This is a genomic window from Amycolatopsis lurida (assembly GCF_900105055.1).
GTDB lineage: Bacteria > Actinomycetota > Actinomycetes > Mycobacteriales > Pseudonocardiaceae > Amycolatopsis > Amycolatopsis lurida.
Genome location: NZ_FNTA01000004.1, coordinates 4808169 through 4830642, shown reverse-complemented (window position 1 = coordinate 4830642; position 22474 = coordinate 4808169). Strand labels below are relative to the sequence as shown.

Genomic DNA, 22474 nt, shown 5'->3' with positions numbered 1-22474 from the left:
TGCTGTCTCCTTGGCTCACGTCCGTCAGGGCCCGGGCCGGAGGGTGACCCGGCGAAGCACCACGTCCATGGCCACCTCGTCGAGCTTCCGGTCGTTGGCGTAGGCGTGGGCACGCAAACGCGCGAGCGCGTCCGCGAGCCCGATACCGAGCTGGACCGACACCATGCCCGCGGCCTGATGCACCCGGTCGCGCCTGCCGGTGAACGCGCGATCGATCATTCCGGCCAGCCCCGGCCCACCGGCGTCGACCTCCGCGATGGCGAGGGCGATCACCGCTTCGGCGCAGACGAGTGCTTGCGCCCGGCTCTCCCTTGACGGGGCCCCGGCGAATTCGCGATAGCAGTCGACAACGCCCACCTTGATCGCACCGGCCTGAATCGGCACCGCGATGATCGATTTCACGCTCCGGTCAATCGCCTCCGGCGTGAATATCGGCCATCGGAGTGATGCCTCCGAACTGGTCATATCGGTTACCACGAGGAGCATACCGCCGCGCACCACCTCGACCGCGGGACCTTCGCCCAAGGTGAACTGCAGATCTTCCAATTCGCGACTGCGTTCATCGGTGGCGAAGACCGGCTCAGCGAGACCTCCGCCGCCGATGAGCGCGAGTCCGACACCCGCCGCGTCGAGGACCTCACCGCAAATGACGCAGGCGTGTTCGATCGAGACCGGTAAATCGGTCGACGAAGCGAGAAAACACATCTTCGCCCAGACCGAAGCGGCGCGATCATGCCGTCGAATCTCCATGGCGGGACCATTCTTCCCTGTTCCGGTGACGAATCGCTCGCTCTCAATGGTCCGTTCGGCCGGTTCCGGTTCACCGGTCCGCGCCTAGGGTGGAATCCGAGACCGCTTGTCCCCGGCCCCCGGCAACGGCACTCGTCGGCGAGCTCTGGAGGGGCCATGTGCGTTCGCATTCTCGAAACCCGTGCCAAACGGGAGAATCCGTTTTTCCGGCTGTTGATCCGTATTCAGCTCAAGGCGTCCTGGCGCTGAGCGCAGGCGCGCAGCCTGCTGATCGCGCGGTGTTTGGTCACCCGCACCCGGGACGACGTCGTCCCGAGCGCCGCCGCGGTCTCGTTCGACGTCAGCTCGCCGATCACCCGCATTCCCAGCACCTCCCGGTGCGAGATCGGCAGTGTCCGCATCAGCCTGCCGAGCCGGCGGCCGAGGTCGGTCCGCAGGGCACGTTGCTCGGGTTCCTCCGCGGCCCCCGCCGGACGTTCGGGGAGCTCGCCGGTGAGCACCTGCCTGCTCCGCGCGGCCTTCCGGAAGACGTCGGCGACCTTGTTCGCCGCGATGGCGCGCAGGAGGAACAGGAAGGAGCCGCCGCGCCTGCCGTATCCGGGGATCGCGACGAAGACCGCGAGACAGATCTCCTGCGCCACGTCGGCCGGTTCGAGATAGGTCAGCTCATGGCCGCCGAGGCGGGTTTCGGCGTACTGCCGCGCCCACGGCACGAGGGCGGCCATGAGGTCGTCCATGGCGTTCGGCTCGCCGTCCACCGCGGCCTTGGCGAGGCCGTCCCAGCAGGCGGGGGAAACCCACGTCTCACCGCCGCCGGTTCTTCGCATCGCAAACTCGTCGCTCATGTCCCGCTCCCCACGGATGAGAAAATCCGGCCGCCGGGGTCCAGGACGGAACCCGGCCCACGGTAGTCGACGAATCCGGCCACCTCAATCGGCGAACGGCCCGCGACATATTGTCCGGCCCGATGGAAAACCGGACAGATTCCCACCAGTGGTCTGGACATCTCCGCGTCCGGCGACGTAACTTCCCGTGCTGAGACCCCTCGCCAAGGTCACGCCCAGGCCGGGAACGCGCCCCCGGCCGACATCCGCAAGCACCGCCGCGGCGCGTCCACGCTCCGCGGCGGGATTCCGCCGAGGAGTGAACTGTGCGCATCCGCAAGAAGATCCGGCGCGTCTTGACCGCATTGGCGGTCGCCCTCCCCTTGGTCACCGGAGTATCGGCGCTATCGGCACCCACCGCGGTCGCCGCCGGTCCCGATCCGCTGCCGCTGACCGTCACCAACAATTCGAACCGCTCCGACGCGGTCCACCTCTACGTGCTCGGCACGAACCTCAACACCGGGAAACTCGGCTACGTCGACGCCGGCGGCGTCTTCACCCCGTGGCCGCCGGGCGCGAACCCGCCGAGCCCCGCGCCGGACGTCTCGATCGCGGGCCCCGGCAACGGCGGCTCGACCACGCTGCGGATCCCGCGGATGCTCTCGGGCCGCGTCTACCTGTCGTTCGGGCAGAAGATCAAGTTCTTCCTCACCCCGGACGGGCTGGTGCAGCCGGCACCGTGGGCCGACGGCGACCCGAACCGGGACATCCTGTTCGACTGGAGCGAATTCACCTACGACAACGGCGGGCTGTTCATCAACAGCTCGCAGGTCGACATGTTCAGCGTGCCGCACGCCGTCGGGCTCACCAACGGGGCGGGGACGAACAAGGAGGCCGGACGGCTCAAGGCGGGTGGCCGCGAAGCCATCTTCAACGCCGTCCAAGGACAGTCCGGTTTCTCGAACCTGGTGCGCGACCGGTTGCGGGTCCTCGCGCCGGGCAAGGGCCTCGACACCGGCAAGTTCAGCGGGACCTACCTCGACGGCTACGTCACGAGCGCTTGGAACGCCTACAAGTCGACACCGCTGACCGTGGTCCCGTTCGAGGCCGAACCCGGCAAGAAGTTCACCGGCCGGACCGGCGGGGACGACGTCCTGCGCTTCACCGACACCTCGGGCGCCACGGTGGCGTCGTTCACCAAGCCGAGCACCCGCGACGTCTTCAACTGCGACGGACGGCTGCACGCGCCGAACGACCAGGTCGTCGGCCCGATCGCGCGGACACTGTGCGCGGCGCTGCACCGCTCGACCCTCGGCACCCTGCACACGCAGCCGACCTACGACGCGAGCCAGTTCTACAAGCAGCCCGTGACCGACCACTACTCGCGGATCGTGCACGAGCAGATGGTCGACGGAAAGGCGTACGGATTCGCCTTCGACGACGTCGGGCACTTCGAGTCGCTGGTGCACGACGGGGACCCGCGGACCGCGCGGATCGTCCTCACCGCGTTCTAGACCTGGGCGAGGGGCTTTTCCCGCATCGGATGGCCGGGAAAGGCCCCTTCACCCCCTGGTGCACTTGGGCGTTCCTGCCGCGAGCCACTTTCGGGGCGCACTTCGGCAGCGGCGGGGCAGCTGGCGCCGGGATCGCGTGTTGCGAAAGTGGCTTTCACAACGCACCCACCACCAGCAGGCCACCACCGACGCCGCGAGCCACTTCCGAGACACCCCACGTCGCGAAAGTGGCTTTCGCGACACACCCCGGCAGCGGCAGGACAGCTCACCCCGGGATCGCATGTTGCGAAAGCCACTTTCACAACGCCCAACGTTGCGAAAGTGGCTTTCACAACCCACCCACCACCAGCAGGCCACCACCGACGCCGCGAGCCACTTCCGAGACACCCCACGTCGCGAAAGTGGCTTTCGCGACACACCCCGTGCCAAGGCCACAGCGAGCGCTTACCGCGCCCCGCTCCCGATCCGCCAGGCCGACATGCCGATCCCGCTCGGCACGAGCGAGAACGACGGCGGCGGCGCGGGAGTGCTGAGGCGCTCCAGCTCCTCCGGCGTGTACCGCACGCATTTCCGGTGCCATTCCAGGATTCCGGCCATCCAGTCCTTCATGTTGTCCGCGTATCGGGTCAGCACCGCGCGGACGTCGTCGTCGAGTTCGAGGTCGTCGCACATCCGCGGCAGCCCCTCGTCGGCGAGCTGCTCGAACTGGTCCATCCGCGCGTTCATCAGCCGGGCCGCGATGTCACGGGCCTCGATCCGGCCGACATCCAGGAAACGTTCGACGACATAGACGAGGTTGTGCACCTCGCCCTCGTACTCGATCTCCTTCTGATAAGAGAAGAGATCGTTGGCGAAAGTCGCGTAGTCCTGGGCCGCGGTGTCGAGTTCGAACAGCACCCGGTTCTGGTAGATCTCCGGCGGTACCACCTCGCCGAGCCGGAGCCGGGCGAGGCTCTTCGTCAGGTCCGAACCGAATGTCCGCCGCCGCATCTCCACGTAGTCGACCGGGTCGGGGACCCGGTTCTGCGCCTGGTTCGCCACCTCCCAGACCCAGCTCGCGGTCATCCTCTCGATCGCCTGCCGGAACTCCGCCCGCGCGGGCGGGGCCAGTGGCCCGGCGGTGCGGTTCCACAGGTCCTCGAGGCCGCGCTCGACCGGGTTCGACGGCTTCGGCACCGGCTCGCCGTCGAGCGGCATGAAGAGGGAAAGGCGGTCATTGCACAGTTTCGCGGCGATGGGGTCCCTTCTCATCCCGAAGACCAGCGGAAAGTAGTCGTCGCCGTAGGTTCCCCAGGTCAACCAGTCCGACGACAGCTTGAGCTGGTCGAGATCCGAGTCCGCGTGGATCATCGCGGCGCAGTGCGGCAGGTCGATGCCGCGCATACGGCGCTCGTCCCAGATCCCGCCGTCCTCGAACATCCCCATCTCCCGTGCCCAGCCCGGCGCGTACTCGCGGGCGGCGGCGAGGTGGGGGCTGGTGCGCACTGGGTACGGCATGCGGAAGTCCGGCAGGGGCAGGTGTCCGACCTTCGCGAACGGCGGGGGCGCCTGCTGCCGCACCCGCTGGACGAGGCCCAGCCCATGGCCACCGGAGGCCGCGCCCTCGTTCATGTACCGGCTCGACCGGATGTGCCATTCGTGCCCGCCGGACTGCCAATCCTGCAGACCCTTGACGTAAAGGCCGACCGCGATCTGCTCGGACAGCGAGACGTCGCGTTCGGCCAGCAGCGCGGGAACCTCGACGAGCGCGGTGTTCTCGAACTGCTGCAGCCGGGAGGTCAGCAGGGCGTTGGTGAGATCGGCGGCCTCCTGCGTCGGGCAATCGAGGAATTTCTCGAAGACGAGGACCGCGTTGGAGTTCTCCCCCTCTTCGCGCACTTCTCGTTGGTAGGAAAAGAGATCGTTGCGAAGGTGGACGGCATCGGCGAAGGTGTCGCGCAGGACCTCCATCGGCCTGGTCGCCGCGATCCGGTCCGGCACCTCGGCGCCGACGGCGTACTCGATGAGGTTCGCCGACCACGGCGCACCGCCGACCCGGCGACGCATCTGGACGTATTCGATGGGGTTCGCGATCCGGCCGCGGTCGATGTTGTCCAGTTCCCAGAGCGATTCGACCATCAGGTTGTGCGTACTGGTGACGAAACGCCGTCGCCACGCCTCCGACATCGAGGGAATGGTGCGCGCCCAAAGATCCTCGAGCCCGGCTTCGGCGGGATTCCCCGGCTCCGGCGACGTTTCCCCTGGGCCGGTCATGAACATTTCCAGGCGGTCCAGATAAGTCTTCGCGCCCTCGGTGTCCCGGGTGTACTTGAATTGCGCGAGGAAATCGTCGTCGAAGAAGAACACCCATACGTACCAGTCCGTGACCAGATCGAGGGACGGCCCGTCACAGTCCGGATGGGTGTGCGCGCAGAGCAGCGCGTAGTCCATTTTCGCCAGTGCCTGCTCGGTCCAGACGACATCGCCGGACGGCGACGGTGAATCGAGCATCCCCATTCGCCGCGCCCAGGCCATACTGTGCGCCCGCGCCGCTTCGAGATGCGGATTCATCCTGGCCGGATGCGGCACGTAGAACTCGGGCAAGGTGAAAGCCTGCATCTGCGAGTGCCTCCCGGGCCGGTGTCGGATCCGTTCCGACGTTTCCAGCCCGCGACCGCACCGGGCAACCGTCCACCCGAGCGATTCGGTGTGCCATGGAGTGAATCAGTACCAGAGGGACGCCGAATCGACATACGGCGCGAGCAATCCGGTCAAGATCCGGTCGCCGTTCCCGTTCAATTCGTCCTCGGCGATCCGGCGGGCGACACCGACCAGGAAATCGGCGGCCTGCACCCGCGGATCGGTCCGTGAATCCACGAACCTCACCCCGGCCAATCCAGGACTCGCTTCGATCCGGGCGAGCCGGTCCCCTTTGAGCGACGGTTGTTCGTCGTGGACGAGAAACACCTGCTCCCCGCCTGCGCTCCAGTATTCGACGGCGCGGAGGATCGCGGGCACCAGCGGATCGAGGGCCTTTGCGTCACGCGCCTCGGCGACCTTCGCCCTCAATTCCGCGGTGTCCCCGGCCATCGCGAAGAACGACCCCGTCGCCGGATCCCGGCGATTCCTGGCCCGCAGCACGTCGTTGAACGCGGCCAGGAGATCGTCGTCCGGCCGGATGCCGGGACCGGCGAGCGTGCGCAGTTCGTTCGCCAGCAGCCGCTTCTTGTCCACGAGGTACACGTGGGCTCGCCCGTGGACCGGGCCGAGCGGCCCGAGGAACCATTCGAGGACCCGCCGGTGTTTCGTCCGCAGAAGATGGTTCGCCTTGTACTCGACCGCCGGCGAACGAATCCTTCGCCGCAGTTCGACCAGGCAGGCGGCGGCCTCGTCGAGACTCAGCCGGACCCCCGCGTGCGCGAACACGCCGGTCTGCCCGCCGATCAGTTTCTCGCCCTCGGACCCGGACTCGTCGCAGGCGATCTCCAGGGGCACGCTGCGCATCGTGCCCGATCACCCCGGCGACGTCGACCCGGTTTACGCGGGATCGGGCAGCGGCTCACCGGTCTCCAGCAACGTCTTGAGGCTCGACAGGATCGACGGCCAGCCGCCCTTGACCATCTCCAGTGCGGTGCTGCCCGGGTCGAAACCGTCGTGCACCACGGTCAGTTTCACCGTGTCGCCGACGGGCTCGAGATCGAAGGTGACCTTCGACCGCGATTCGGCCTGGAGCTTCGCCGCCACGTCGTCGTCGAGACCCACCGACTTCGCGAACTCCGGCGTGAAGGTGTGCCACGTGTAGGACAGCCGCCGGTACGGGTCGGATTCGAGGATGACCTGTTCGGGGTCCTCCAGCTTCACGCCGAGCTGCTCCCAGGCCATCGTCGACCCGGGCTTCCAGTCCGAAGTGAACTCACAACCCCAATACCGCTTGGTGAAGACCGGATCGGTGAGCGCCCGCCAAAGCCGCTCCGGCGTCGTCCTGATGTAGCTGGTGTACACGAATTCGTCGGTGCTCATGGGTTCCTGCTCCAATGCCTTCTTGAGGTCGGCGAGCGCGTCGACACGGCCCTGGTGGTAGCGGTCGATCCAGCGCTCGGCGATCGCGTTGATCGGCTCCGCGTTCACGTAGTGCAACTTCTCGCGGCCACGACGCACCGTGGTCACCAGATTGGCCGCCTCCAGGACGTCCAGATGCTTGCTGACCGACTGCCTCGCCATGTCCAGCCCGGCGCACAGCTCGCGCAGGGTCTGCCCGTTGCGGGCGTTCAGGTCGTCGAGCAACCGGCGACGACTGGGGTCCGCCAAGGCCTTGAAGACCTCGTCCATTGCCGCACTCCCTGATATGCAGCCTCACGGCTGCCTTTGCAGATTAGGCAGCCATTCGGCTGCATGTCAAGCCGTCGGCTCGTTCGCGCGCATGGCCGTCACGATTCCGATGGCTCCCTCGTCGACGTGGTGATACTTCCACCCGAAGGAGTTCCCATGCCGACCCCGTTGCGCGTCGCGATCGCCGTGCAGACCCTGGCCGTCTTCCTCACCCCGATCTCCGCCGGTCTCCTGCTGACCGTGCCGAGCGGTCAGGCACTGCACAGCGCCACGTCCTACACGCTGTTCATCGTCGCGACGCTGCACGTGCTCACCGCGATCCTCGTGTGGCGCCCGGGCGGCGGCTCCCCCAAGCCGATCCTGCCGTCGACCGTGTTCCTGGGGCTCACGCTGGTACAGGTGTTCCTCGGGCTGGCGCACGTCACCGCGGTTCACGTTCCGCTCGGTGTCCTGCTGTTCGGCTTCAGCCTCCTGCAGCTGAGCCGGATCCGCCCGGCGCGGGAAGCGGCGGCCCGGAACGCCTGACCCGGCGTCCGGCGGCGGGGCCGTCACGTCTCGCGAGGAGCAGACCTAGCCGGTCCAAACGCCCTCGGTCACCGGGGAACGGTCGCGCAGCGGCTCCCACCAGTCACGATTGTCCGCGTACCAGCGGACGGTCTCACGCATTCCGGTCTCGAAGCCCACCAAGGGTTTCCAGCCGAGTTCGCGGCGGATCTTGGTGGAGTCCAGCAGGTAGCGGCGGTCGTGGCCCGGCCGGTCTGGCACTTCCCGTTGCAGCGACGCGGGAAGTCCGAGTTCCTCCAGCACCAGGTTCGCGATCTGCCCGACACTGGCCTCGTCTCCGGTGCCCACGTGATAGGTCTCGCCGATCCGGCCCCGGTCGAGCACCGCTTCGATCGCGCGGACGTGGTCCAGGGCGTGGATCCATTCGCGACGGTTGTCCTTGGAGGCGTAGACGGGCAGCGGCCTGCGGTCCAGCGCGTGGGTGGTGAACAGCGGCAGCACCTTCTCCGGGAACTGATGGGAGCCGTAGTTGTTCGCGCAGTTGGTGATCGTGACCGGCAGCCCGAAGGTCTCGTGATAGGCGCGGACGGCGTGATCGGCACCCGCCTTGCTGGCGTTGTACGGCGTACGCGGCCGGTACGGCGACTCCTCCGTGAAGGCCTGTTCGGCGTCCAGCGCGAGATCCCCGTAGACCTCGCAGGTGGAGATGTGGTGGAAGCGTCCGACACCGGACTGGCGAGCAGCCTCCAGGAGGGCCTGCGTTCCCAGCACATTGGTGCGGAAGAACCGGCCGGGATCGAGGATCGCGAGACTGTTGTGGGACTCGGCGGCGAAGTTGACGATCACCTCGATGTCGTGCTCGCGCAGCACCTGTCCGGCGTCGGCGATGTCGGCGTGCACGAAGGTGATCCGTTCGCTCACGTCGGCCAGGTTGGTTTCGGTGCCCGCGTAGGTCAGCGCGTCCAGCGCGACGACGTTGTCGTCCGGATGCTCGCGTACCCAGTGGCGGACGAAGTGGGAACCGATGAATCCGGCCGCTCCGGTGACGAGGAGACGCATGTCAGCCTTCCTGTTCGGTGGGGATGATCGGGGCCACCCCGGGCGGTTCGGCGACGGCGGTGGCGGGCCAGCCGCGGAACTCGACCTCCAGCCGGAACCGGTGCCCGAGGTAACGGTGCTCGGACAAGGCGATCGGCCGTTCGTCCGGCCCCACCGCGAGCCGGCGGACCAGCAGCACGGGGGTGGCGGGCGGAACGTCGAGCAGTTCCGCGACGCGCGGCGAGGCGGCCGCGGCGGCGATGCTCTGCCGGACGACGGCGATGTGGTGGCCGTGGCGGCGGAGGACCTCCCAGATACCCGGATCTTCGGCTTCCGCCCGGCTGATCGGCGCCGCCTGCGCCAGCGGAACCCATTCGGTGACCACGTCCAGCGGCGTCGCCCCGGCCCGCCGCAACGCCTGAACACGCAGCACTTCCGCGCCGCCGGGCAGCTCCAGCGACCGCGTCACGCCGCCGGGCGCGGGGGCGTAGCCGTATTCGGCGACCGTGCGCACGAGCGGGACTCCCGCCTCGGCGACCGCCGAACCGGCGTGCTGGAAACTGCCCAACGCGAGCGATTGCCCGAACGAGGCGTCGGAAACGACGTACCAGCCCGCTCCCTTGCGGGAGACCAGCAACCCTTCCGCGCGAAGCTGCTCCAGAGCGCGCCTCACCGTCACCCGGCTCACTTGGTACCGGCGCCCCAATTCCGCTTCGCTCTCGAGACTTCCGGAAGGTCCGTAATCGGCCAGTGCGATCCGTTCCCGCAGTTCACCGATCAGGCGCTCGGACCGAGAACCTGTCATAAGCTGTATGATACAGGACCGACAGCTGGTCGGCTGAGCTGTTCGGGCGACACCGGGCACAAGTTTATGTTGACAACGTAAACTACGCAACGTGGTGATATCGGAACCGATCGCACGCGAGCACCCCGCCGCACTGCTGGCCGCGGAGATCCGGCGCGTACGGGAATCCCATGGAGGCCTCGTCCTGGTCACGGGTGAGGCGGGAATCGGCAAGTCGACGCTGGTCACTCACGCCGTCCAGGGCACCTCGGTCCCTGAGACGCTCGTACTCGACAGCGCGTGCTGGGGCGAGGAAGGGGCACCGGACTACTGGCCGTGGATCCAGCTGATCCGCCGCTACCGGCGTGCCTGCCCCCGGGAATGGGCCGACACCGAGGCGGCGGTGCTCAAGCCGCTTTCGGCTCTTCTCGGCGAAAATCCCTCGCCGAGTGCCGGCGACCGGGGTTTTCGGCTCCACGACGCGGTCACGACTCTGCTGACCGCGGCCTCACGACATCGGCCGGTCGTGGTGGTGATGGAGGATCTGCATTGGGCCGACCGTGCTTCGGTCAAGCTGCTCCAGTTCGTCACCCAGCACATCGGCCTCTACCGCGTGCTGGTGATCGGCACCTATCGCGACGCCGAGATCGAGCCGCCGGGACACCGGCTCGGCGCGCTGCTGTCCGAACTGGTCGCCAGAGCGACCGTGATCCCGCTCGCCGGTCTCGACCAGTGCGGGGTGAGCGAACTGGTGGCCCGCACGACCGGCCGCGCCCCGGACGCCGCCACGGTTTCGGAAATCCACCTGCGCACCGGCGGCAACCCCTTCTTCATCGAGCAGGTGGCGCATCTCTGGCACAGCAACGGTTTTCTCACCGGCGTGACGCCGGGAATCCGGGCGGCACTGGACCGGCGGCTGGCGTCCCTTCCTCCCGAAGTGGCCGGAACGCTGACCCGGGCCGCGGTACTCGGCCACGAGTTCTCCCGGAAGCTCCTCAAAGCGGTGAAGGCGGAGCCGGGGCTGGACGCTCTACTGGACCAGGCGGTTTCCGCGCGGCTCATCGTGCACGCCGGCGAAGGCCGTCACGCGTTCGCACACGATTTGGTGCGAGAGCTGCTTTACGACTCCCTCGACGAGAAGTCGCGGCGGGAACTGCATGCCGCGGTGATTCGCGGGCTGCGCAAACGTCCTTCACTGGCCAGAGAGGTCATGCCGGCGGATCTGGCCAAGCACGCCACTCGGGCCGCCTCCTTGCTGACCGCGGCCGAAGTGGTCGGCATCCTTCTCGACGCCGCGGAAGACGCGTCACGCAGATTGGCTTGGGAGGAGGCGGCGCGCCACTACCAACGAGCGCTCGACACCCTCCCTGAAGGCCACCCGAGACAATGGATGCGGATCGCCCTCGACCTCGGCACCGCGCAATACCTCTCCGCCGAACTCGAGGGCGGACGGCGCACCTTCGAGAGTGTCATACGCCGCGCCGGGGAGCTGGACGAACACGAATTGCTGGCCGACGCGGCGCTGACGCTGCTCGGCCTGAGCCATCCGACCAGAAAGGACAAGATCGAGGTCGACCTGGTCACGATGGCCTACCTCAAACTCGTCGGCGACGCCGGCGGGCCCGGCGGTCTCGACCGCGCCGCCAGGGAACTGAGCGCGCACGCCACCTCGGCGGCCAGGGCGGGACAAGACGACCAGGCGCTGGCCAAGAGCCTGATCGCCAGGCACGACGCCATCCTGGGCCCCGGCACCGCGTCCGAGCGGCTGGCCATCACCGAGGAGGTCACCGTGCTCGCCCGGCGCACCGGTGACCTCGCCCTCGAACTCCAGGCCTCGCAGCTGCGGGTGGGCGCCTTGCTCGAACAAGGCGATCCCCGCTGCCGGGAAGAACACCAAGGCTTCGTCGCCATGGCCGAGCGCTCCGGACTGGCCTGGTTCCGGTTCGAAGCGGGCTGGAGCCGGACCACCTTCGCGACGCTCGCCGGACGCTTCGACGAGGCCCGCGCCGCCATCGACGCCGCGATGGCCAGCAGTGACCAGCCCTACGTCAACAGCATCCGCGTCAGCAGGCATCTCCGGTGGGCGCTGGAACTGGCACAGGGCCGCTTCGACGAGGCCGAACGCCTGCTCGCCGACATGGGCGACGACACCCATCCGTATCCGCGGTTGATCAAGGCGACCACCGCGATCCAGAAGGGCGAGCTCGACCACGCCCTGCGGTATCTCGAGGAATTCGCCGCCGAAGGGGCGCGGGATCACCACCATGGCTGGTTCGCCCCGCTCTGGATCCGGTTCCAGGCTCAGACCGCCGCCGCCTCCGGGGACGCCGGACTGTGCGCGGCCGCCCGCGTCACCCTCCGGCCGCTGCTCGGGCAATGGGCGGTCACCGCCGGAGCCACGGTCGACGGCCCCTTTTCCTTGTGGATGGCCAAACTCGACGCGTCGGAGCACCGATGGGACGACGCCGTCCGCGGGTTCACCCAGGCCAGGGCGGCGGCCGACCGGCTGCACGCGCGGCCGTGGTCGCTGGAAGCCCGGCTCTCGCTCGCCGCCGCGCTGCGCGGCCGAGCCGGACCAGGGGACGAGGCCACCGCGACGGAGCTGGTCGCGACGGCCACCGCCGAGGCGGCGGAGCTGGGCCTGACGGGCTTCGCCGAACGGATCAAGGCTCCGGCGCCCACCGGTGGCGCGAACGTGTTCCGGTTCGACGGCGACGTGTGGACCGTCGGCTTCGACGGCCGCTCCGTGACCTTGCCGGACGCCAAGGGATTGCGCGATCTGCACTACCTGCTCAGGCATCCGGGAAGCGACGTACCCGCGGTGCGGCTGCTCAACCCGGCAGGCGGCGAACTCGTCACCGCCGCCCGGGGGCTCGGCGGCGATCCCGTCCTCGACGAACAGTCGAAAACCCGGTTCCGCGAACGTTTGCGCCTGCTCGACGACGAACTCGAACGGGCGACCGAGCTGGAGAACGACGTCCTGGCGGCGGCGCTGGACCGTGAACGTGAGGCCCTGCTCGACCAGCTTCGCCGGGCCACCGGTCTCCACGGCAGGCCCCGCCGTCTCGGCGACGAGGCGGAACGGGCCCGCAAGGCGGTGACCGGCCGGATCCGAGACTCCCTGCGGCGGCTGGGAGAACGGCATCCGGCCGCCGCGGAGTTCCTCCGCGCGTCCGTCCACACGGGAGCGAACTGTGGTTACCGGCCGGGAAGGGAGATCGCCTGGAAGCTGTGAGCCGCGTCCCGCCAGACGTCGCCAGACGCGGTCTGGCGGCGGTGAAGCCGGGCTTCTGGCGCCTTCCCGCCGAGGCCCGGCGCGAGCGGTGAACATCCGCTCGATGCCGGATCACGACTACGTTCGGAGGAGAAGCGATGACCATTCTCGTGACCGGGGCGACCGGAACCGTCGGCAGGCACCTGGTCGGCCAGTTGGTGCACGGTGGCCACGAAGTCCGGGCCATGACCCGGGATCCGCTGCGCGCCAAGCTGCCGGAAGGCGTGCAGGTGGTCGCGGGTGACCTCACCCGTCCGGAGACCTTGCCCGCGGCTCTCGACGGCGTCACGGCGATGCACCTGATCACGTTCGGCGGGGAGGGTTACGCGCCGCTGGAGAACGCCGAGCAGGTCCTCGGCCTGATCAAGAAGGCGGGTGTGCGGCGGGTGACCGTGCTGACCGGATTCGAGCCGGGGCCCGTCGAGGCCGCCGCCGAGAACAGTGGCCTGGAGTGGACCCATCTGCAGCCGGTGGAGTTCATGTCCAACATGCTGGAGTGGGCGCCTTCGGTCCGCGAGGACCGGCCGGTGTCGTTGCCCTTCGCCCACTGCCCGAGCGCGATGGTGCACGAAGCCGATATCGCGGCGGTGGCCGCGGCCGCGCTCCTCGAAGACGGGCACGACGGCAGTGCCTACACGATCACCGGACCGCAGTCGCTCACTCCGGTCGAGACCGCCCGCCTGCTCTCCGAAGCGCTCGGCCGCCCTTTGAAGACGATCGAGGTGGGAGTCGAGGAAGCCCGTCGTGAGCTGCGCGAATCAGGTCTCGCGGAAGACGAGGTCGAGGCCCTCGTGCGGTTGGGCACCAATCCCCCGGAACGGGCCCGCACCGTCCTGCCCACGGTGGAGCAGGTCACCGGCCGCCCGGCAAGGACCTTCGCCCAGTGGGCCGCCGAGCACGTGGACGCCTTCCGCTGACCGGGCGGGGCCGCCGGGGAAGCGGGGTCAGCCCACCGCTCCCCCGGTGGCCGCCAGCGCGTCGGCGAGCTGCCAGGAAGTGCTGGTGTGGAAGACGGCCGCGGACGGGATGATCCGGCGGCACAGCCTGCCGACCACCTGTCCGTTGCCCACCTCGACGAACCGCACCGCCCCGGCCGCGGCGACGGCCCTGACCGTCTCGGTCCACCGGACCCGGCTGGTGAGCTGACGCCGCAACACCGCGGCGGCCTCCTCACCCGTGCGGACCAGGCCGGCCGTCACCCCGGAGAACACCGGAAGCCGGGGCGCGGCCGGCGGGGTCGCGTCCACCGCCGCGGCGAACGCGCGTTCGGCGTCGGCCATCAGGCCGCAGTGCACGGCGGCCGAAACCCCCAGCCGCCGCACCCGGCCCGCGCCGGCGGCCTTCGCGGCCTCCTCCATCGCGGCGATCGCGGACAGCCTGCCCGCGACCACCACCTGCCGCGGTTCGTTGTCGTTGGCCACCTCCACCGATTCCCCGACGGTCGCGGTGACTTCGGCGCACAGTTTCTCCACCGTGGCGAGATCCAGTCCGACCACCGCCAGCATCGCGCCGGGCGCGCGACGGCCCGCCTCGGCCACCAGCAGGCCGCGCCGCCGGACCAGGCGCAGCGCATCGCGCCAGTCGAGCGCGCCCGCGGAGACCAAGGCGGCGTACTCGCCGAAACTGTGCCCCGCCACCACATCCGGCCGGACCCCTCGGGCCCGCAGCACGGTCAGCGCGGCGACGCTGGTCACCAGGACCGCGGGCTGGGTGACCGCCGTTCCGTCGAGCCTCTCGGCAGGCCCTCGCAGGCACCATCGGGACAGGGGCAGCCCGAGCACCTCGTCCGCCTCCTCGAACACCGCGCCGACCAGTCGCGGTTCGGCGCGCAGCAGATCGGCTCCCATGCCGACCCGTTGCGCCCCTTGTCCCGGGAAGACGAAAGCCGTGCCGTCGGCGACCATCAGCGCAGCAGTTCGGTCAGCCGCGCGGAGACCTCGGAGCTGCGCGGCATCCCCGCCATCTCGGTGGCGACCTCCTGCGCGGCGATCCGGTACGAGGCCCCACCCAAGATCTCGCCGAGCGCCTCGCGGACCACCTCGCCGGTGGCCTCCGCCGGGGGAACGACCAGCCCCGCCCCGCGCTTCGCCGCGATCTCCGCGTTGACCGAGGCGTTCCCGATGTGCGGGATGCCGATCTGCGGCACTCCCGCGGCGTAGGCGGAGAACATCGACCCGGACCCGGCGTGGTGCACGATCGCCGAACAACTCGGCAGGATCGATCGCAGCGGAAGCCATTCGACCACCCGGACGTGCGCCCGGCTCGCCTCCGGCAGCGCCTCCAGCGCGGTCAGCGTGGCACCTCCGGACGTCAGCAACAGCTCCACGTCCATGTCCGCGGTGGCGGCCACCACCTCCGTGAGCAGTTCACCGCCGCCGACCGTCACCCCGGACGACCCCAGCGTGGCGATCACCCTCGGCCGGTCGGGTTCGCCCAGTGCCCACGGCGGCAACTCGGCGCCACCGTTGTACGGGGCATGCCGCAGATCCACCATGGCGGTGGCGATCGGCTTCTCCGGCAGATCCGGATTGAACTTCTCCAGCGAGCTCGGGCTGATGTTGATCTCGACGTCGGCGCCGTCGAGCAGGTCGTCCACCCCGCGGGCCCGCGCCACCGGGTCCATCGCGGACAACGCCCACAGCAGCGGGTTGCGGTGACCGATCCCGTGCACCACCGCCTTGGCCCCGGCGAGCCTGGCGGCGGCGAGACCGGCGAAGCAGATCGGCATGTACACCACCGCGTCGGCGCGCCAGCGGGTCGCGGCGTCGACCAGGCCGTCGAGCATGATCCCGCCCATTTCCGCGAAGGTCGCCCCGACCGCGGCGAAGGCCTCTTCGTCGGTCAGCCCGCCTTTGGCCAGCCTCTCACCCAGCCGCAGACCCGGCTCGTCCACGTCCTGCCCCGGCGCGACCTCGAACGCGGGCAGTCCCGCGTTGATCGCGGCCTTGACCGCCGGGCCGTTGGTGGCCACCAGGACCTCGTGTCCTTCGGCCTGCATCGCCTGGGCGAGCGGAACGAGCGGGAACAGATGGGAGATCCCGGGCAGCATGGTGTAGAGGAACCGCATGAGCGTGCCTTTCTCTTGGTGTGCGAGGAATCCGGTCAGTGGACCGGGGCGAGGGCCGCTCGTGGGCGACCGGAGGTGTGCTCCCAGAAATCGTCGACCGATTCGCGCAGAGACCGGCGGGGCCGCCAGCCGAGGCGGCGCTGCGCCGGGCCGGTGTCCACCTCGATCCAGTCGTGCCAGGCACGCGCGGCCGGACGGTCCGCTTGCTCGATCAGCCGGGTGCGGACCCCGCTGGCTTCGATGAGCAGGTTCACCAGCAGGCGCACCGGCACGGCGTGCCCCCGGCCGATGTCGAAGGCCTCCCCGCTCACCGGCGCCGCGGCGGTGGCCACGACGGCTTCCGCCACGTCCCGAACGTCGACGTAGTCGCGATAGGCCTTGAGCAGTGACAATTTCACCACCGCGCCGCGATCCGCCGCGGCGGACGCCGCCAGCTCCCTCGCCACCCGGCCGAGCAGGCTGACCTCCGGCGAACCGGGCCCGGCGACGTTGGCGACGCGCAGCACCGTGCCGTCCACCCCGCCGGCGGCGGTGGCTTCGAGGACCAGCCGCGTGGCCTCCGCCTTCGCCCGCCCGTAGGCGTACTGCGCGGGTACCGGCCCGGTGCTTCCCGGAGGCCGGGCCGGGGTGTGTTCGAGCACCGAACCGAGGTGTACCAGCCGTGGCAGGCCCGGCATCAGCGCCAGTGCGTCCAGCAGCCGCCGCGTCGGGGTCAGGCAGCGTTCGACCATGTCCTCCGCGGAACCGCCCCAGATACTGCCGATGGCGTTCACCACGATCGCCGGTGCCGTTTCGCTCAGCCTCGTGGCGAGCTCTCCGGCGGACACGGTGGTCAGATCGAGCGAGAGGAAGCGGCCCCTCTCCGGTGCCGACCGCGCCACGGCGACCACCTCGTGACCCTGCCGCGCGAAAGCCTCGCAGACATGTTCGCCGACAAAGCCGGTGCCACCCAGTACGACTACATTTCCCTTTTCAGTCAACGCATCCCCCTAGACGAATCCACGTCCGGTCAGCCCCGCAGCACACCGGTGAACAGGCCGCGCCCCGCGTCCGGCACGTACTCCACGTCGAACCCGGCGCGGTCGAAGGCGGCTTCGTACTCCTGCCGGGAGAACAGCGAGTAGAGGTGCTCTTCCCGGAAATGCCGCACGCCCGAGTCCTCTTCGGCCACCAGGTAGTGGACTTCCATCCGCGATCCGGCCGGGATACGCGAGGCGTGCGACACCCGGCTCACGGTGCGCCCGCCTTCCCGTACCACGTCGGCCGCGATATAGCCGGGCGTGAACCGCTCGGGGAACCACCACGGTTCGACCACCGTCACCCCGCCGGGGGTGAGATGCCGCGCGAAACCGCGCAGGGCCTGCTCCAGCTCCCCGGTCGAGCGGACATAAGCGATCGAGCAGAAGAGGCAGGTGATCACGTCGAATCGCCTGCCGAGCGAGAAGTCCCGCATATCCGCCTGGGTCAGCTCCGCCTCCGGCAGCCGGGCGCCCGCGAGCTCCAGCATCGCCGCGGACAGGTCCACACCCGCGACCTGGTCGAAGCGTTTGCCGAAGACCCGGAGATGCGCGCCGGTCCCGCAGGCGACGTCCAGCAGCGAATCCGCGGCAGGCCGCCGCCCGAGAGCCAGTTCCAGCACCGCCTCCGCCTCGTCCTCGAAGTTCTTGCCCCTGGCCCGGTGCAGCAGGTCGTAGACCTCCGCCGCTTCGGTTCCGTACATCGGCGCACTCCTATCTCGGGTCGGTTCAAGCGGGCGCGCGGTAGGTGCCCGCGGCCACCCGTTCGAGCACCGCGACCAGTTCGGCGGGCCCCGGCAGGGCGGCGATCTCCTTGGACAGCTGCGCCGACCTGTCCGAATAGGACGGTGTGGACAGCAGCTGCCGGGAGGAGCGGACGATGTTCTCCGGAGTGGCCTCGCCCGGCAGGAGGACGTCGGCCGCGCCGAAGGCCGCGATCCGGCGCGCGGACAACGTCGAGTAGGCCACCACCGGCAGGATCAGCTGCGGCACCCCTGCGTTCATCGCGGTCATGCCGGTCACCCCGCCGCCGTGGTGCACGATCAGCGAACAGGTCGGCGCGACCACGTCCAGCGGGATCCAGCCGACCCGCACCTCGTCACCGAGCGCCTCGTGGAGTTCCGCCTCGCTGCTCTCCGGGACGGGGATCACCACCTCCACGTCGAGCGCGGAGACGTCTTCGGCGAGACGGCGCACGAAGTCGATGTCGTGGGCCAGGCCGACCCGGTTCCCGAGCGTCACACAGACCCGGCGCCGCTCGCCACGGGTGTACATCCAGCGCTCCAGGCGGCGTTGCTTGTTGCCGGGAATCCACCGCATCTGCTCGGTCGGCGTGGCACCTTCGGGCCGCAGGCTCGGCGGGCAGACGTCCAGGAAGGCCACCGGATCGGGAATCCTGTCCAGTTTCAGGCGGTTCAGCTCGGGCTGGAGCTCTTCCAGCGCGCCGGGATCGCTGCCGGAGTTCATGTCGTTGATGTCGTAGGCCTGCACCAGGAACGGCACATCGAGGTAGGCGGCGAGGAGGGGCGCGGCGTAGGAGATCGGGCCGCCCACGATCAGGTCGGGGCGCCAGTCCTGGGCCAGCTCGATCAGGGCGTCCAGGGTGACCGCGCCCATCCTGGCGAAGCCGGCGCCGATCGCGCGCATCTGCGCGGCCGGTTCACGCGGGATCTCGACGGGCTGCCCCGCCCGGTCCTTGCCGATGAAGTAGTTGAACGGCAAGGAACTCACCGGGTATGCGGGCAGGCCGACGCTCACGACGGCGGGGACGAGGTCCTCGGTCGCGGTCATGAAGACCTCGTGGCCCGCGTTGCGCGCGGCCATGGCCAACGGCACGAAGGAGAAAATGGTGGCCTGGCTTCCGGCGGGAATGAACAGGATCTTCATCGCACTCCTCGGTGGTTTCGCTCGGTGTGGTTCGCTCCGGCCGGACCGAACCAGTGGGACAGGGCCTGCTCCAGTTCGACCGGTCCCTCGTCGGCCCAGATCACTCGCCCGTCGGGCCGGATCAGCACGGCTTCGTCGACCCCGTCGACCCGCGCTTCGGCTGTCGCGACCCGATCCGCCCACGACGCGGCGGTGGCACGGAAGACGTCCGCCCGCGCGGTACCCGGAGCCGACAGCAGCACCGCGCGGCCGGACCGGATCGGCTCGGCATCCACGACCGGCACCGGGCGGCCGAGCAGCGGATGGTCGCCGTCACCGACGGGATAGCGGACGTCCAGCCCGCTGATCGCCCCGGCCAGCAGCGGGGCGGTGCCCGGGAGTTCCAGCAGTTCGGCCAGTACCGCCCGCAGTGGGTCCACTTCGGACCCCCCGAGCAGCAACATGGCCTGTGCGCCGATATTGGCCAGTGTCCGCGCGCCGACCGGCCGCCGTTCCCGGTCGTAGGTGTCGAGCACCCGCTCGGGTGCCCGGCCCCGCACCCACGCCGCGAGCTTCCAGCCCAGGTTCATCGCGTCCTGCAGACCGAGATTCAGCGCCTGGCCGCCCACCGGCATCTGCTGGTGCGCGGCGTCACCCGCGAGCAGCACTCGTCCCCGGCGGTAGCGGGTGGCTTGCCGTCGCGCATCACCGAAAGCGTTGACCCACAACGGTTCGCCGCCCCCGATGTCCTCCCCGGTCACCCTGCGCCAGGCGGCGGCCACGGCCGGGAACCCGGGATCGGCGCTGCCGCCGGGCTTCCGGCCGTACTCGTGGACCATCACCCGGGTGATCCCGTCCCGGGTGGACGCGATCGCCAGCCCTCGTTCGTGCCGCTCGAATCGCCGATCCGGCACGGTGATCCCGGTCAGGTCCGCGCGGAAGATCTCGCGTCCCGCGGCCGGGCCGGTGAACTCGAATCCGGCCAGCGAGCCCACCACGCCGTTCTCACCGTCACAGCCGACCAGCGCCTTCGCGCGCACGCGAAGCGGGCCGCCCGGCCCGGAGATCCGCGCTTCGACCCGATCGCCGTCGTCACGAAGACCGGTGAGCTCATGGCCGCGCCACAATCGCGCGCCCGCTCCGGTCGCCCATTCCGCGAGCACCCGCTCGATCGCGGCCTGGGGGATCTTCCACTGGCCGGGGTACCGGCTCCGCACTCTCCCCAGATCCAGCGGCAGACCGCCGAAATGCCCCTTCGGCAGGTTTTCCGGGGTGCCGAACCGGCCGGACAACCCGCGCAATGCCAGCAGTTCCATGGTGCGGGCGTGCACCGTGGAGGCACGGGATTCGGTGGTGGGCGAGGGAAGCCGGTCCACCACGAGCACCGAGGCACCACCCAGCCGCAGCTCGCCTGCCAGCAACAGGCCCACCGGCCCGGCGCCGACCACGAGCACGTCCGCGTCGTTCCCCGGCTTTCCGCTCATCGGTCGCCGCGCAACCGCTCGGCGTAGTCCTTGGCATGGCCCAGTGTCGCGAGACTGTTGGCACTCAACGCCGTGCGGACGAATTCCTTCGCCTCGGCCGTCCCCGCGTGCGGGCCGAGTACCGACGCGATGTTCTCGGTGTTGATCACGACGGTGTGCTGGGAACTCACGGTGCAGCCGGTGGCCGACGGGCCGAGTGTCCAGCGTCCGGTGTGGAGACTCATCAACGGCGGCAACGTGGTCTGCTTGTAGACCAGCGTGTGATCGGGGAAGCCCACCCGGACCGAGCGGGTGGTGTGGACGGATCCGTCTTTGGTGCGGGTGTCCATCTCCAGCACCTGCAGTCCGGGCACCTCCTCGGTGAGCACCACCCGGCCGACGTGCGGAAGCCGGTCCGGCCAGCGCCCGGCGTCGTTGAGGAACCCGTACACGTCCTTCGCGTCGCCCTCGATGTCCACGCTGTCGGTGAACGAAAACAGCCGCTCGTCGGCGCCGGCGATCAGCTCGGCGTTCTGTTTGAGCGCGGCCAGTTCCGCCCGGCTGTTACGGTCCACCGCGTCGTCGATCCAGCGCAGTTTCGCGGGGTCGTCGTCCACGGCGCGGTAGTCGTGCAGCAGCCCCACGATGGTCTGTCCGTCCGCCGCGGGTTCGAGCAGCCACGCGCCGCCCATCCTCGCCACCGGCGGCGAGGAGATCTCCTGCCGGAAGTCGATCCGCCACCCGGCCGGATCGAGTTCGCGCCGGGACGTCCAGCTCTTGGGCTCACCGTTGGCGGTGGCCCAGATCCGGATGCGTTCGCTCGATCCACCGCGCTCCACCACGTCGACGTGCACGGTGGGCGGGAACAGGGTGGGCCAGTGCTCCACGTCGGCGAGCAGTCGATAGATCGTCTCCGGCGCCGCGGCCACGGTGATCTCGTGCCGCACTTCCCGGTTCGTCATGCTGTCTCCTCGTTTTCGGCGGGCGGCTCAGAAGTTGCCGAGCCCACCGCAGACGTTGATGGCCTGTGCGGTGATCGACGCGGCCGTGTCCGACGCCAGGTAGCCGACCAGGCCGGCCACCTCTTCCGGCGTCGAGTAGCGGCCGAGCGGGATCTTGGCTTGGAATCGCCGCAGGATGTCGTCCTCGGTGGAGTTCCACGCGGCCGCGTAACCCTGCCGGACCCGTTGGGCCATCGGGGTTTCCACGTAACCGGGGCAGACGGCGTTCACCGTGATCCCGGTGCCGGCCAATTCGTTGCCCAGTGATTTGGTGAACCCGACGACTCCGTGCTTCGAGGCCGAGTACGGCGCGGCCAGCACCACTCCCTGTTTCCCCGCGGTGGAAGCGATGTTGATGATCCGTCCGCGGTCGCGGTGGCGCATGCCGCCCGTGTTGAGCACCGTCCTGCTCACCTGGAAGACGCTGGTGAGGTTGGTGCTGATCACGTCGGCCCAGAGCTCGTCGGTCAGGTCCGCGGTCACCCCGCCACCGCTGCGCCCGGCGTTGTTCACCAGTACGTCGATCGGCCCGTAGCGGTCGACGGCGGCCCTCACGAGCGCCTCGATCTGCGCGAGATCGGTGACGTCACAAGTGGTCCCGTCCGCGTCGTAGCCGCTCTCCCGCAGTCGTTCGACCGCGGACTTCAGCTTCTGCGCGTCTCGCGCGCAGAGGAAGACCCGGTGCCCCTGTGCGGCCAGCAGTTCGCCGACCGCCAGGCCGATGCCGCTGGAACCGCCGGTGATCAGGGCCACGCGCTTCCCGTCCGTCATGGTGTTCCCTTTCGTCCGGTCAGACGGCCGCGGCGCGGCCGAGCTGGTCGTTCACCAGCGCCAGCAGTGCGGCGGGCGTCCTGGCCTCGGCGACGGTGGAGTCGTCGAGCCGGATACCGAACTCACGCTCGATCCGCGTGGTGGTTTCCAGCAGGGCCAGCGATTCGTAACCGAGTTCCTCGAAGGGCACTTCGGCGATTTCACCGTCGAGATCGACACTTTCGTCTTCACCCGCCGCGTCGCGCAGGATCCGTCGCAGGTCGTCGATGGTCAATTCTGTCGCGGACAAAACAT

20 protein-coding genes are annotated in these 22474 nt (G+C 69.4%); 4 read left to right on the top strand and 16 right to left on the bottom strand.

Annotated features, from left to right (window positions below; genetic code table 11):
* Nucleotides 1–24: 24 nt before the first annotated feature.
* Nucleotides 25–750 carry an ANTAR domain-containing protein gene (locus tag BLW75_RS28170; RefSeq protein ID WP_034308134.1) on the bottom strand — a complete coding sequence of 242 codons (726 nt, stop codon included), beginning with the start codon at nucleotides 748–750 and terminating at the stop codon, nucleotides 25–27.
* 224 nt (nucleotides 751–974) lie between these two features.
* A complete protein-coding gene (locus BLW75_RS28165; RefSeq protein ID WP_034308132.1) occupies nucleotides 975–1595 on the bottom strand; it encodes a sigma-70 family RNA polymerase sigma factor in 621 nt (206 codons plus the stop codon).
* A 305-nt stretch (nucleotides 1596–1900) separates the two neighbouring features.
* On the opposite strand from BLW75_RS28165, the gene BLW75_RS28160 reads away from it, so the two are divergent.
* Nucleotides 1901–3088 (top strand): glycoside hydrolase family 64 protein, encoded by a 1188-nt coding sequence (locus BLW75_RS28160; protein ID WP_034308129.1) that lies wholly within the window; start codon nucleotides 1901–1903, stop codon nucleotides 3086–3088.
* Nucleotides 3089–3532: 444 nt separating this feature from the next.
* On the opposite strand, the gene BLW75_RS28155 is transcribed toward BLW75_RS28160, so the two are convergent.
* From BLW75_RS28155 to BLW75_RS28145, 3 genes are all read right to left on the bottom strand, one after another.
* The gene (locus BLW75_RS28155) at nucleotides 3533–5686 is read right to left on the bottom strand and encodes a terpene synthase family protein (RefSeq protein ID WP_034310283.1); all 2154 of its coding nucleotides are present in this window, start codon (nucleotides 5684–5686) and stop codon (nucleotides 3533–3535) included.
* Nucleotides 5687–5791: 105 nt separating this feature from the next.
* Nucleotides 5792–6571 carry a DUF3800 domain-containing protein gene (locus BLW75_RS28150; protein WP_034310281.1) on the bottom strand — a complete coding sequence of 260 codons (780 nt, stop codon included), beginning with the start codon at nucleotides 6569–6571 and terminating at the stop codon, nucleotides 5792–5794.
* Nucleotides 6572–6604: 33 nt separating this feature from the next.
* Nucleotides 6605–7396 carry an ArsR/SmtB family transcription factor gene (locus tag BLW75_RS28145; protein ID WP_034310279.1) on the bottom strand — a complete coding sequence of 264 codons (792 nt, stop codon included), beginning with the start codon at nucleotides 7394–7396 and terminating at the stop codon, nucleotides 6605–6607.
* Nucleotides 7397–7552: 156 nt separating this feature from the next.
* Between BLW75_RS28145 and BLW75_RS28140 the strand changes: the two genes are divergently transcribed.
* Nucleotides 7553–7921: a hypothetical protein gene (locus BLW75_RS28140; protein ID WP_034310277.1), complete on the top strand. Its 369-nt coding sequence runs from the start codon at nucleotides 7553–7555 to the stop codon at nucleotides 7919–7921.
* A gap of 45 nt (nucleotides 7922–7966) precedes the next feature.
* Here the strand turns inward: BLW75_RS28140 and rfbB are convergent, their stop codons facing one another.
* Nucleotides 7967–8959: a dTDP-glucose 4,6-dehydratase gene (gene rfbB / locus BLW75_RS28135; protein ID WP_034310274.1), complete on the bottom strand. Its 993-nt coding sequence runs from the start codon at nucleotides 8957–8959 to the stop codon at nucleotides 7967–7969.
* 1 nt (nucleotide 8960) lies between these two features.
* Nucleotides 8961–9743, bottom strand: coding sequence for a GntR family transcriptional regulator (locus BLW75_RS28130; protein WP_034310271.1), 783 nt, complete (start codon nucleotides 9741–9743; stop codon nucleotides 8961–8963).
* Nucleotides 9744–9834: 91 nt separating this feature from the next.
* Here BLW75_RS28130 and BLW75_RS28125 point away from each other — a divergent pair, with 91 nt between their 5' ends.
* Together BLW75_RS28125 and BLW75_RS28120 are read left to right on the top strand one after the other, a co-directional pair.
* A complete protein-coding gene (locus BLW75_RS28125; RefSeq protein ID WP_241783514.1) occupies nucleotides 9835–12957 on the top strand; it encodes an ATP-binding protein in 3123 nt (1040 codons plus the stop codon).
* 137 nt (nucleotides 12958–13094) lie between these two features.
* The gene (locus BLW75_RS28120; RefSeq protein WP_034310269.1) at nucleotides 13095–13913 is read left to right on the top strand and encodes an NAD(P)H-binding protein; all 819 of its coding nucleotides are present in this window, start codon (nucleotides 13095–13097) and stop codon (nucleotides 13911–13913) included.
* Between the two features lie 27 nt (nucleotides 13914–13940).
* Here BLW75_RS28120 and fabD read toward each other — a convergent pair whose 3' ends face one another.
* The 9 genes from fabD to BLW75_RS28075 are packed head-to-tail and all read right to left on the bottom strand — an operon-like array spanning nucleotide 13941 to nucleotide 22469.
* Nucleotides 13941–14900, bottom strand: a complete 960-nt coding sequence (gene fabD, locus BLW75_RS28115) for an ACP S-malonyltransferase (RefSeq protein ID WP_034310267.1) — start codon at nucleotides 14898–14900, stop codon at nucleotides 13941–13943.
* Nucleotides 14900–16063, bottom strand: a complete 1164-nt coding sequence (locus BLW75_RS28110) for a nucleotide disphospho-sugar-binding domain-containing protein (protein WP_091598479.1) — start codon at nucleotides 16061–16063, stop codon at nucleotides 14900–14902. The genes fabD and BLW75_RS28110 overlap by 1 nt, the downstream gene beginning before the upstream one ends.
* Nucleotides 16064–16098: 35 nt before the next feature.
* A complete protein-coding gene (locus BLW75_RS28105; protein ID WP_034310265.1) occupies nucleotides 16099–17043 on the bottom strand; it encodes an NAD-dependent epimerase/dehydratase family protein in 945 nt (314 codons plus the stop codon).
* A 29-nt stretch (nucleotides 17044–17072) separates the two neighbouring features.
* On the bottom strand, nucleotides 17073–17783 hold the full coding sequence (locus tag BLW75_RS28100) for a class I SAM-dependent DNA methyltransferase (protein ID WP_034310263.1): 711 nt from the start codon (nucleotides 17781–17783) through the stop codon (nucleotides 17073–17075).
* Between the two features lie 25 nt (nucleotides 17784–17808).
* Nucleotides 17809–18966, bottom strand: a complete 1158-nt coding sequence (locus tag BLW75_RS28095) for a nucleotide disphospho-sugar-binding domain-containing protein (protein WP_034310261.1) — start codon at nucleotides 18964–18966, stop codon at nucleotides 17809–17811.
* Nucleotides 18963–20429 (bottom strand): FAD-dependent monooxygenase, encoded by a 1467-nt coding sequence (locus BLW75_RS28090; protein ID WP_091598476.1) that lies wholly within the window; start codon nucleotides 20427–20429, stop codon nucleotides 18963–18965. Before BLW75_RS28090 ends, BLW75_RS28095 begins: the two co-directional genes overlap by 4 nt.
* Nucleotides 20426–21370, bottom strand: coding sequence for an aromatase/cyclase (locus tag BLW75_RS28085; RefSeq protein WP_034310260.1), 945 nt, complete (start codon nucleotides 21368–21370; stop codon nucleotides 20426–20428). Before BLW75_RS28085 ends, BLW75_RS28090 begins: the two co-directional genes overlap by 4 nt.
* A 27-nt stretch (nucleotides 21371–21397) precedes the next feature.
* Nucleotides 21398–22180, bottom strand: coding sequence for a 3-oxoacyl-ACP reductase FabG (fabG, locus tag BLW75_RS28080; RefSeq protein WP_034310257.1), 783 nt, complete (start codon nucleotides 22178–22180; stop codon nucleotides 21398–21400).
* A gap of 19 nt (nucleotides 22181–22199) precedes the next feature.
* Nucleotides 22200–22469, bottom strand: coding sequence for an acyl carrier protein (locus tag BLW75_RS28075; protein ID WP_034310255.1), 270 nt, complete (start codon nucleotides 22467–22469; stop codon nucleotides 22200–22202).
* Between the last annotated feature and the right edge of the window lie 5 nt (nucleotides 22470–22474).

Bases quoted from the DNA above. Each gene is read 5' to 3' on its own strand.
- BLW75_RS28170 (WP_034308134.1), bottom strand. From the start codon at position 750: ATGGAGATTCGACGGCATGATCGCGCCGCTTCGGTCTGGGCGAAGATG.
- BLW75_RS28165 (WP_034308132.1), bottom strand. From the start codon at position 1,595: ATGAGCGACGAGTTTGCGATGCGAAGAACCGGCGGCGGTGAGACGTGG.
- BLW75_RS28085 (WP_034310260.1), bottom strand. From the start codon at position 21,370: ATGACGAACCGGGAAGTGCGGCACGAGATCACCGTGGCCGCGGCGCCG.
- BLW75_RS28130 (WP_034310271.1), bottom strand. From the start codon at position 9,743: ATGACAGGTTCTCGGTCCGAGCGCCTGATCGGTGAACTGCGGGAACGG.
- BLW75_RS28095 (WP_034310261.1), bottom strand. From the start codon at position 18,966: ATGAAGATCCTGTTCATTCCCGCCGGAAGCCAGGCCACCATTTTCTCC.
- fabD (WP_034310267.1), bottom strand. From the start codon at position 14,900: ATGGTCGCCGACGGCACGGCTTTCGTCTTCCCGGGACAAGGGGCGCAA.
- BLW75_RS28100 (WP_034310263.1), bottom strand. From the start codon at position 17,783: ATGTACGGAACCGAAGCGGCGGAGGTCTACGACCTGCTGCACCGGGCC.
- BLW75_RS28145 (WP_034310279.1), bottom strand. From the start codon at position 7,396: ATGGACGAGGTCTTCAAGGCCTTGGCGGACCCCAGTCGTCGCCGGTTG.
- fabG (WP_034310257.1), bottom strand. From the start codon at position 22,180: ATGACGGACGGGAAGCGCGTGGCCCTGATCACCGGCGGTTCCAGCGGC.
- BLW75_RS28155 (WP_034310283.1), bottom strand. From the start codon at position 5,686: ATGCAGGCTTTCACCTTGCCCGAGTTCTACGTGCCGCATCCGGCCAGG.
- BLW75_RS28140 (WP_034310277.1), top strand. From the start codon at position 7,553: ATGCCGACCCCGTTGCGCGTCGCGATCGCCGTGCAGACCCTGGCCGTC.
- BLW75_RS28120 (WP_034310269.1), top strand. From the start codon at position 13,095: ATGACCATTCTCGTGACCGGGGCGACCGGAACCGTCGGCAGGCACCTG.
- BLW75_RS28150 (WP_034310281.1), bottom strand. From the start codon at position 6,571: ATGCGCAGCGTGCCCCTGGAGATCGCCTGCGACGAGTCCGGGTCCGAG.
- BLW75_RS28090 (WP_091598476.1), bottom strand. From the start codon at position 20,429: ATGAGCGGAAAGCCGGGGAACGACGCGGACGTGCTCGTGGTCGGCGCC.
- BLW75_RS28110 (WP_091598479.1), bottom strand. From the start codon at position 16,063: ATGCGGTTCCTCTACACCATGCTGCCCGGGATCTCCCATCTGTTCCCG.
- rfbB (WP_034310274.1), bottom strand. From the start codon at position 8,959: ATGCGTCTCCTCGTCACCGGAGCGGCCGGATTCATCGGTTCCCACTTC.